Source organism: Comamonas odontotermitis (genome assembly GCF_014207855.1).
In the GTDB taxonomy this organism is placed as follows: Bacteria; Pseudomonadota; Gammaproteobacteria; order Burkholderiales; family Burkholderiaceae_C; genus Comamonas; species Comamonas odontotermitis_A.
In genome coordinates, this window is sequence record NZ_JACHKZ010000053.1 from 1 (window position 1) to 7,714 (window position 7,714).

Annotated in this window: 6 protein-coding genes and 1 pseudogene; 1 reads left to right on the plus strand and 6 read right to left on the minus strand. The window is 53.3% G+C overall.

All coding sequences use genetic code 11. From position 1 onward, the window contains the following. Nucleotides 1-125 precede the first annotated feature (125 nt). The 6 genes from HNP33_RS20565 to HNP33_RS21305 all read right to left on the minus strand — a co-directional run bounded on the left by HNP33_RS20565 (nucleotide 126) and on the right by HNP33_RS21305 (nucleotide 7,367). On the minus strand, nucleotides 126-3,899 hold the full coding sequence (locus HNP33_RS20565; protein ID WP_184711725.1) for a pilus assembly protein: 3,774 nt from the start codon (nucleotides 3,897-3,899) through the stop codon (nucleotides 126-128). A gap of 34 nt (nucleotides 3,900-3,933) precedes the next feature. Next, nucleotides 3,934-4,491: a pilus assembly PilX family protein gene (locus HNP33_RS20570; protein ID WP_184711726.1), complete on the minus strand. Its 558-nt coding sequence runs from the start codon at nucleotides 4,489-4,491 to the stop codon at nucleotides 3,934-3,936. A 113-nt stretch (nucleotides 4,492-4,604) separates the two neighbouring features. Further along, nucleotides 4,605-5,753 carry a PilW family protein gene (locus HNP33_RS20575; RefSeq protein WP_418903869.1) on the minus strand — a complete coding sequence of 383 codons (1,149 nt, stop codon included), beginning with the start codon at nucleotides 5,751-5,753 and terminating at the stop codon, nucleotides 4,605-4,607. After that, the gene (locus HNP33_RS20580; protein WP_184711728.1) at nucleotides 5,750-6,163 is read right to left on the minus strand and encodes a type IV pilus modification PilV family protein; all 414 of its coding nucleotides are present in this window, start codon (nucleotides 6,161-6,163) and stop codon (nucleotides 5,750-5,752) included. Before HNP33_RS20580 ends, HNP33_RS20575 begins: the two co-directional genes overlap by 4 nt. 8 nt (nucleotides 6,164-6,171) lie before the next feature. Further along, entirely contained in the window at nucleotides 6,172-6,789 is a 618-nt protein-coding gene (locus tag HNP33_RS20585) for a pilus assembly FimT family protein (RefSeq protein WP_184711730.1), read from the minus strand. Further along, nucleotides 6,783-7,367, minus strand: coding sequence for a type IV pilin protein (locus HNP33_RS21305; RefSeq protein WP_325064969.1), 585 nt, complete (start codon nucleotides 7,365-7,367; stop codon nucleotides 6,783-6,785). Before HNP33_RS21305 ends, HNP33_RS20585 begins: the two co-directional genes overlap by 7 nt. A 117-nt stretch (nucleotides 7,368-7,484) precedes the next feature. Between HNP33_RS21305 and HNP33_RS20595 the strand changes: the two are divergent. After that, nucleotides 7,485-7,714, plus strand: a pseudogene (locus HNP33_RS20595) (IS3 family transposase); the annotation flags it as partial.

The window sequence follows — 7,714 nt, forward strand, 5'->3', positions numbered from 1 at the left end:
CACCGAGCTGGGCACGCCCCAAACGGTGGCCGTGGCATAACTACGTCTGGGGTTTGGGGAGACTCAGTCTCAAACCGATTTATGCAACAAAGCCCGTCCAAATGACAAAGGCCAACCCTGTCGCATCAATCCACTGGGTTCACCTCACGCCAATTGATCAGCTTTACGGCATTGCCATTAGCGGATTTGAATTTCAGTTGCACCAAATCCCCTCGATCATTTGCGGCCAATCCGCTGGTCTCGCCATCTTGGCTGATGACTGTGTTGTCTGTCGCTATGCCACTGAGCGCCAAGCTCTCCACCACATTATTGGCATTGTTGGGATCCTGAAGCACTGAGCTACCGTTTGCAAAGTCCACCCCATATGCCCTGCTTGAGCCCGACGGGCTGCAGCCATCGCCACCACTGGTCAATGTGGATGTAAACACCGCAATGCCATTGGCCGCAGCTGCAGTCAGCAGAGTACGCCAGGCAGTGCCGTCGGTGGTTCCCAGGTTGTAGAACCAGCCCCGCGCGGTGGTCGGCATGGTTGCTACAGGAGAGGTCAGCGAGGTGCGTTCAACCAGATCGCTGCGATGCAAGGTCGAGGTCAAAGCGGTATTGAATTTTTTACCATCGCCATCGGTCACTGCATAGAAGCTTTGAACCTGCGACATCGCGATATCCGTACCATCCAGCAATTTTCCGGTACCAAATAACACTACGCGCTCCAGCGTTCGGGGATGAACTTCCGGAATGGGTGCCACCGTGATGGGCTGGGGACCGCCACTTGGCGAAGCCGTCTGAAACAACAGTTGAGGCGCAGGATAGGTGCTTGAACCCGCAGCCGTCAAATCAAAACGCCAGAGCTGACCATTCAAATCACCCGCATAGACAGCATCAGCAGTTCCATCGGTGTAAGCGTTGATGAATGCAGAAGCCTGGGCCAAACCAGGGGCCGCAGTACCTGTGCTGATGGTGTCAAGCAATGCGCCGGTTGTGGGATTCACCAGGAACAGATAGCCGTTCCCATCGTCATTGTTGTAGCCAGAGGTCAAGATCAACGTCCAGCCGTACTTTGCGGTCTTGACCATCACAGGCGCACCATAGCTATAGCCCATGTGTTCAAACCCCGGCGTGGTATTGCTGATTTCCCACAGCACCTTGCCGGCGGCGCTTGCCTCTGTGGTGAAATCTCCAGGGTTGGTGATATCAATCGCGTAAAAGCCTTTTCCACCTTTGCCAAGGCCACCCACTACCAATGTCTTCCAGGTAGGTGCAGTCAACGTGCTGCCTTGTGTCTTCTGGAAATCCACATCGAACACCTGAGGAGTAGCATCGACATAGAAACGGTGCTCGTAGGCCGGATTGCCGATAGCCGCCAGGCCATTGGTATTGGCATCACTGGTAGTTGATCCGTCTGGCCCATAGAAGGCTAAGCCAGGAACATAGGAAAACAATTCTTTGCCAGCATCTGCCCCCGTAGCGCTACCATTCAAGACATGCAGCATTCCATCATTGGATCCAAACAATACCAGTGGTGTGCGCGTTGCGTTAGAGGCCTTGTATGCTGCATAACCTGGATTGCTTGCGTCCAGATACTGCATTTTGGGCGCTGCAGATAAAGTGATTTTGGAATTCACAATATCGCCCAATGGCGCAGTACGAGAGCGATACGCATGCGTGCCAGAGGTAGCTCCGACTTCATTGGACTTGTCACCCCTCAGGTAATTCAAATAATTGCTGGAGTCGTCTCCAACTACAAACGTAGTGTCCAGAGCAGACTTCAGCCCCGATGAAAGACTGCCAATTCGAAATGGTACGGCTTTGTTCACTGCCTTGTCCCAGGCAACCACAACACGACTAGTATCCCAACCAGTGCCATTGAACTGCGCCGTCAATGTCGTATCTGTGGACCACAAAGCCGTCTGCGCTGTTCCTGACGCTCCCACAGTCAAAGTAGAGGCACCAATAGTGCCTGACCACGATTCGCTGCCGTAGCTCGCTGCATAGGATGTGGTACCGCTTGTCGACACCACGTTGGAAGATGGCATCACTGCAGTGGTGTATGCATTGACCGCTGCAGCAATACTGCTGAATGCTTTGTTCAAACCAGCAATCATCTGGCTTGCCTTACCTGCCAGAAAATAATTGCTTGGCCGCTTTTCATTGGTGCCATTCATGTTGATGATTTCACCATCGGTCCACTGACTATCGACCAAACTGGGCAGTCCTACAGGTGTAGCCGGGTCATAGTTATTGGCTGCAGGCACTGTAAACCCACCGTACTTCGCGGCCAGCCAGTATGGATTCCGATCCTTGGCATACTGGCCTTCCATCACGTCCAGCCAATAAGTGGAAACGGTTTGGTTGCCGGCTAAATCCGGGCGCATGTCTTTGACGTGATTGCCATAGGCCAAGCCCGCTATGTACTCCGACCCAGGACTACTTCCCCATCTCCCACCTCTGCCAGCCACAGACCCTCCTTCTGCAGCTTCCACCAGGGAAGTCCATGTCGCCGATTTGTTGAAAGTATCTGCAGCAACAGCAGCTGGCTTAGCAGGGCCTTGTGAATCCGTAAGCGTTCCGCCTCCCGTATTACTATCAAAATGAGTATTCACATCACCAATGCCCAGGATAAAGTTCTTTTGGCAGGATTGGGTAATAGGGTCAGTCCATTGGGTTGCAACAGGAAATCCATCCAGAAAACCCGTTGCGTTGTTGGTCCACTCTGGAACATTGCCCTTGTTTTGAAGATACCGGATTGCTGCGTAATAGAGCTCACTGACATTGTCATAAGTTTCGTACGCCCGTCCAAAATTGCCAAACTTGTTCAGGTAGTTCATGGCGCCGGACTGCTTGATACTATCGCCGAAAGCGGCGGTCGTAGCAGCAGCCAAGGCGCTGTCCGGATTGGTTGCCATGATGCCGGTACTTGCACTCCACTCGGCAACTGGGTTACTCGCCGGCACGGAACCTGCAGTCGGATACGTAGGTCCGATAAAACCCATTTTGGCGCGTAGCACACCACCGTCACGTACATTGCCACCCTGCATCAAATAGCCAAATACGCTGTAGCGAATCTTGTTGGCATACTTTTGCATCAAGCCTTCTGGCTTGTAGTCTGACCCATACTTCACGCAATTGCTTTCTACGCCACCTGCAGTTGCTGAAGGATCGCAAACCCGGACTCGAATCTGCACAAAAAAATTGGAGGGGGGTGTTATTGTCGGGGCGCCATATTCCACTGCGCCCGAGCCGCTAGGGGCTGCCGCATTTGTCGTAAATAGCATGCGCACACCCTGAGCAAAAATAGCAGTGTTCAGAGAGGTTCCCGGAAAAGGCGACACCTTGCTCACGCTACCTGTAGCGAGGCTATTTGTCCCTCCATAAGCAGTTCCGCGATTGGGAAAATTTCCAGAGCTTCCCTGATTCGACGCAAAACCCTTTTGCAAAATCGTCATGCCCTGTATGTCAGTTGATCGGTAACCGCCAGTCAATGCCCAGCGGAAAGGATCAATAGTCGGCATGGTCGCCCAGTTCATGAAGTTACCACTCCACTTACCCGAGCATTCATGGGCCGCATTGGCCTTGCCTGCTGGCTGAAAATAGCTATTGCTAGAAGCAATGCCATCTGGTGGCGGATTGGAGTCGTACACGTAGTCGTAGCATTTGTCTGGATCAAAGTAACCATAGTAGGTACTTGTGCTGGAGTACGCACCCAGATTGGCAACACTGAGCGCTGTAGGAAACTCCACCGACAACGGGAGTGTCAAATTGCCGGGAACACTGGACCCGGAAAAAATAGGAACATCGGACAACGCGACCGAACTGGCATTTGTATGCACCGGCGCCAAAGCCGTCACAGCGAATGCGCTCGACCAAATAGCGTTTCGTAGCAGCTTTTGAATTGGCATCATAAGTACTCCCTCCCTTTATTCATTGCTTCACTCATTAATGGGGGTTGAGAAATGTGCTTTGGAGATAGGTCTCTGTGCCGCGCGGCCCCTTAACGCGCATGGAAATGCGGTAGATAGGCGAAAAATTTTGCGGCAAGGTCATCCCTTGTTGTGTACTGCTTCCACCCTGAGTATTACTGTCTGGGTTGGATACACAATGGACTTTCCCCAGAATTTGGGAGTTGCCCGGTTGGTCGCACAGGCGTTCAATCAGGTATCGAATGGTGGTATTGCTATCTGCATCCACAATATCGTTGCTGCTGGTGCCGAAGCTGGTAAACAGGCTGTCATCGATCAGCGCCTTGGGTATTCCCTGCACATTGCCAGGCAAGGCGGTCGCGCTGTAATTGACGCTCGTATTGCTTGCAGCAAGACTGGCACTATCGCCCAAAGCGCCTCCCGAGCGAAGCAGGGCATACACACGCACATTCACAAGCTCTGCACGAGCCACAGAATCCTGCTTGAATGCCAGATTCCCGCTGGAAAACAGGCCCATCTGATTGGAGCGCATGATGGCAACCGCAGCCACCAACAATATGACCAATGCGATCAACGTCAGAAATAGTGAGAACCCCCTTTGCCGAGGACTCGATAGGGTTCGGCGAGATGCAACGCACCGCAAAGCAGGCGCTATCGACGCGCTGTTGAAAATGTTAGTGGCCTTCATCACTGGACGAGCAAATTGTTGCGCAAAGGAATAATGCTTTCCATCACCTTGAACCGGTCAGCGCGTTGTGTCGAGGTCAAGGTGATAGTCTTTTTGAGCGATCCCAAGTCCGCAAACGCATAGAGCGTTGCCGGGCTAATGCCCGCTTCCTTGGTTCCATGAGAATGGGTGACGACTGCTACACGAATTGCAAGGATCTGATTGATCTTTGAAGAGGCAGCTTTGAGGTCTGTCACAGTCCATCCTGCAGCGCCAGGGCTGACCCAAGTATCCACCTTGCCGTCGTTGTCCGTATCTACACCATAAAGGGCAAACACGTGAGAGACATCTTCCGCAATGGTGCCTGCCGAGGAGCTTGTCAATTGCAATACATCGTATTGGTAAAGCATGTCTCCATTGCCTACCCCAAATAGTCTGGCTACCGGATATCCACCGGCGCTGTTGCCTAGTGCTGCCAGGTATGCAGCCTTGGAATCCACGATCGCCTGTAATGGCGTTATCTGAGATGCAGCGTAATAGCTACCACCTAAGCCAACAGTAGCCGATACGCTTGCAGTCGTATTGATTTGGGAGATGTAGCAGTCAGAATGACCGTTGGCTGCCACAAGAACCAGGTCTTTGGGTGCGAAGCTGATCACATTGTTGAATGCCAACGTAGGCACGGCTGAACCAGCTGGCAACACTGCGCGAGGCACATTAGCCGCACCTCCATGCGCCGCCATCACAAAAATAACGTCCGAGCCATTGGCGCCTACACCCGTCTCTACCAACACTGGCGCAACGGCGGGTGCCTTCAAACTACTGACACTGGCAAACGGTGCACCCAGGCTCGCGGCAGGTAGTAAAGTGGTACTCCCTTTGGTTGCATGCAAAGTGCAGCCCAACATGCCAAACAGAGAAGTGTTCGAAAAACCGGAGCCAGCGCTACGGATGTATTTATCCAATTGAGCGATCGCGTATGCACCAGCCTGATCCCGCTCTCCTACCGCTGCTGACACCTTTTGCTGTCGCAAGGTGACGGCAATCACGGTAGTCACGGCCAAAGCCAACAACAAGCCGACGGTGAGCGCCACCATCAGCTCAATCAAGGTCATGCCTTGCTGCAAGTGAGCACGCTTGCCTGGAAATGTGGAATTGCAGTGGTTCATTGCGGTAACACCACCTGGGTTGAGAACCGGCTTTTGACATCAGTCGTCGATGATCCAGTGGTCCTCGTAGGAGCCAACCATGTCACCAAGATCTTTGCATTGGTTCCTGTAGTCACTTGCGTGACGGAGCCCTCTCCATTGGGCAACTCTGCGGCAACGAGGTCTTTCCAAGCAGCGAGATTGGCTGCACTCAGGTCAGTGGTTCTACCAATTTGCATTTGGCTGGATAGCTGATTGGCTAGTCTGGCTGCAATGTCACGGTCTTGCGCATCAGTGCCGGCCTGTATGGCCCGTGCTTGCATACCCATCAGGCCAATCACCCCAAAGGAAAAAATCAGCAGAGAGACCAGTACCTCGATCAACATGAAACCACGGTCGGCATTTTTATTACGAACTGGATATGGGCGCATAGGATGACTCAAGAGCAGGTAAAGGTGCCACCGGCGTCCAAAGTGCCTTGGCAGCGCATGATTTTTCCCGAGGGAGACACACTGACTTGCCAGACCTTGGAGCCACGCGACGGACGAATCAAGAACTGGCGGCCAGCGACAGCAACGGTGTCGCAATCCGCACCTGATATCCCTGTTGCGGTATTCGCCTTGATCGAGCCATCTGGCATAAAGCAGGTGGCGGCTGTACTTGTATTTACCACCACATCGGCAGTACCCTCGCTATACCCGCCAACGCTGATGACCTCTGGCGTCTCGCTGCTTGGTGCGTCTTGCAATGGCAGCGCCACCGTAGCCCAGGATTTACCATCGACAGCCCCCGTCAGTGCAGTGGTGGGCATAGGACTGTTGGTCAAAGTGAACACCACCTGACGGCTGCGGCGCAATGCTTCCGTTTGCGCTGTCTTGATGGCAGCCACTAATTCCATTGCTTTGCCGCTGGCACGGTTCTCCGCCATGAAGACTTGGAAAGACGGCAGCGCAATAGCCGCTAAAACAGCCATAACAGCCATGGTCACCATCAACTCCACCATGGTAAAACCCATATCCCTGAGCACTTTGCGGACATGACGCGTAAGCGTTAGCATGACTGCCCCTTGCGCATCATCCAGCCGTTGCTGTTGGTGCTGCAGGTGCTATAACCAGGGCCGGCGGCTGTGGTGTAGCGCTCATTGCGAAAGTTAATCGTGTAGGTGAAACCCGCGACAGGGCCCTTGCCCACCGCTTGAGCGGCGTACTCGCTGTTGGTGAGCGTAGGGCAGCTAATATCAAAATACTGCAGCGAGCGTGTGCTTGCACATGGTGATGTAGCAGCGGCCGTGCTCGCATAGGTGCGATTGTCTTGGTAGTAGCGCTCCAGGTCCATGCGCATCGTATCGAGCCCGCTGGTGCCTTCTGGAAGCCGACCGCGCAGCACATAGTCGCTATAGCTAGGCAAGGCAATCGCCGCCAAAATTCCAATGATTGCGACCACGATCATGACTTCAATTAACGTGAAGCCGCTTACCTGTTTTTGGAAAGCTATTCTTCTCATCAGACTTCCCCTTCGCCTGGTTAAAACCTTTGTCCACACCGCTCCTGCAGCGCTATAGGGCTCATAAATATAAAATTTGCTATGGGCGCAGAATTTTTGAGAAATTTTACCTATCAACTCGTCGGCGCGCATCTTCAAACCGGATGAACGGTACTAATTTGCAGTTGGACACAATCCGCCTGTTGATTTCCACGCAAACCTGACCCACCGGGGACGCGGACGAAAACTTGGACTACCAGGAGGTAGTTCATGTATTCTTACGAAGATCGAATCCGAGCCGTTGAGCTCTATATCAAGCTGGGCAAGCGCGTCAGGCCCACCATCCGGCAGCTGGGCTATCCGACGAAGAATTCTTTGAAGGGTTGGTACAACGAGTACCAGCTCAAGCTCGACTTGTCCGCTGGCTACGCAGGCCGTGAACCGAAGTTCTCGCAGGCGCAGAAGGCCGCAGCCATCGAGCACTACCTCACCCATGACCG

Coding starts and splice junctions, on each gene's coding strand:
- HNP33_RS20565 (WP_184711725.1), bottom strand. CDS start 3,899: ATGATGCCAATTCAAAAGCTGCTACGAAACGCTATTTGGTCGAGCGCA.
- HNP33_RS20575 (WP_418903869.1), bottom strand. CDS start 5,753: ATGAACCACTGCAATTCCACATTTCCAGGCAAGCGTGCTCACTTGCAG.
- HNP33_RS20580 (WP_184711728.1), bottom strand. CDS start 6,163: ATGCGCCCATATCCAGTTCGTAATAAAAATGCCGACCGTGGTTTCATG.
- HNP33_RS20585 (WP_184711730.1), bottom strand. CDS start 6,789: ATGCTAACGCTTACGCGTCATGTCCGCAAAGTGCTCAGGGATATGGGT.
- HNP33_RS21305 (WP_325064969.1), bottom strand. CDS start 7,367: ATGCGCGCCGACGAGTTGATAGGTAAAATTTCTCAAAAATTCTGCGCC.